Origin of the sequence: Vibrio sp. Vb0888, from assembly GCF_033338835.1 — a bacterium.
In the GTDB taxonomy this organism is placed as follows: Bacteria; Pseudomonadota; Gammaproteobacteria; order Enterobacterales; family Vibrionaceae; genus Vibrio; species Vibrio alginolyticus.
In genome coordinates this window covers 1-1,599 of record NZ_JAWOTL010000088.1, presented here as the reverse complement: position 1 = coordinate 1,599, position 1,599 = coordinate 1, and the positions used below count along the sequence as shown (strand labels likewise).

The window sequence follows — 1,599 nt, the reverse complement described above, 5'->3', positions numbered from 1 at the left end:
GTTCTACAACGCGAAAGGTGAAAGCCTACAGCGTGCGTTCCAACGTTATCCTGTGAGCCGTAGTTGGCGTATCAGTTCTGGATTTAACCCGAATCGTTTACACCCAGTAACAGGCCGTGTTGCACCGCATAACGGTACTGACTTTGCTGTACCGACTGGCACGCCTGTAGTGTCGACGGGTGATGGCACCGTGATTATGACACGTAAGCACCCGTATGCGGGTAACTACGTTGTTGTTGAGCACGGTAACAAATACAAAACGCGTTACCTGCACCTAAGCAAGATCTTAGTGAAGAAAGGCCAAAAAGTTTCTCGCGGTCAGCGTATTGGCTTGTCTGGTAAAACAGGCCGAGTTACTGGTCCACACCTTCATTATGAATTGATCGAGTACGGACGCCCTGTCAACGCGATGCGCGCGAATATTCCGATGGCGAGCTCTGTTCCTAAGAAGGAGATGGCAACCTTCATCGCGAATCGAGATGAAATGGATAAGCTACTAAAAAACAAAGAGAAAGCGGTTTTATAGCTGTTTAGGCTCTTAATCGAAACAAAAAGACCAAGCTAATTGCTTGGTCTTTTTTATGCGCGTTTGACTTGTCTATCGTTAATCATGTGTACCAATTCATCGACGTTGTGTGGGCGAGAATAGAAGTAGCCTTGAATATAATGGCAACCCATGTCGATAAGCTTATTTAACGCCCTGTCGTCTTCTACGCCTTCTGCAATTAAGTCGACATCCAACAGTTGAGCTAACTGGGCTATCAGATACACCACTTGCTCTGACGTTTTGTTCGAGAGCATATTGCGCACAAATGTGGCGTCAATTTTGATGCTGTCGATAGGGTAATTATGAATGTAATTTAAGCTCGAATAGCCAGTGCCGAAGTCATCCAGTGCGACTTTAAAACCAAGATAGCGAAGCGAGTTCAAAACCATTTGCTCGCGTCCACTTTGTGATAGCAAAACGGTTTCAGTGAGCTCTATAACAAAGTCCGAAGCATCGTGACCGTATCGCTCGAGCAAGGTTGTTAGGTGGTTGATGTAGCGGTTTGAATCGACCAGTTCGTGTGCAGAGCAGTTGATGGATAGCTTCACGGTATAACCGAGGTGAGCCTCTAACTCTTGCTTCGCAATACATGCTAACTCTATGATTCGCTCACCTAATTCGATGATTAATCCCGATTGCTCTGCCGCTTCAATAAACTCCGCAGGGGAGATGTTGCCATACACACTGCTGTTCCAACGAGCGAGTATTTCAAAGTAATCCCAGCGATCATTGTTTACATCAACAATCGGTTGTAACACCACGTAAAGCTCATGACTTTCAGTAATGCTCGTGCTTAATTGAATGCGCATCGCTTCAATCAGTTGCGTTTGACGATGATAAAGCGCACTTAAGTGCGTGTCGTAATGTTGAATTCGTGTGTCACGGTGTTTTTTGCAATCTTTCAACGCTAAGCTGGCATTTAGGATCAGTTCATCACTGTTGAGCATGTGAACAGGCGCACGTGCAATGCCAATGCTCACGGTAAAAGAAATACGATTGGATTTGTCACTGTAACCGGCTTCAATTTTATCGAGCACTTCCTGACATACAGC

General features: G+C 45.5%; 2 protein-coding genes. One reads left to right on the top strand and one right to left on the bottom strand.

The genetic code is table 11. The annotated features are described in order from the left end of the window. Window positions 1–526 (top strand): peptidoglycan DD-metalloendopeptidase family protein (locus R7P72_RS24050; RefSeq protein ID WP_318110833.1); only part of this gene is annotated, 526 nt, incomplete at its 5' end. A 53-nt stretch (window positions 527–579) separates the two neighbouring features. On the opposite strand, the gene R7P72_RS24045 is transcribed toward R7P72_RS24050, so the two are convergent. Then, window positions 580–1,599: GGDEF domain-containing phosphodiesterase (locus tag R7P72_RS24045; protein ID WP_318110832.1), on the bottom strand; the 1,020-nt coding region annotated here is incomplete at its 5' end.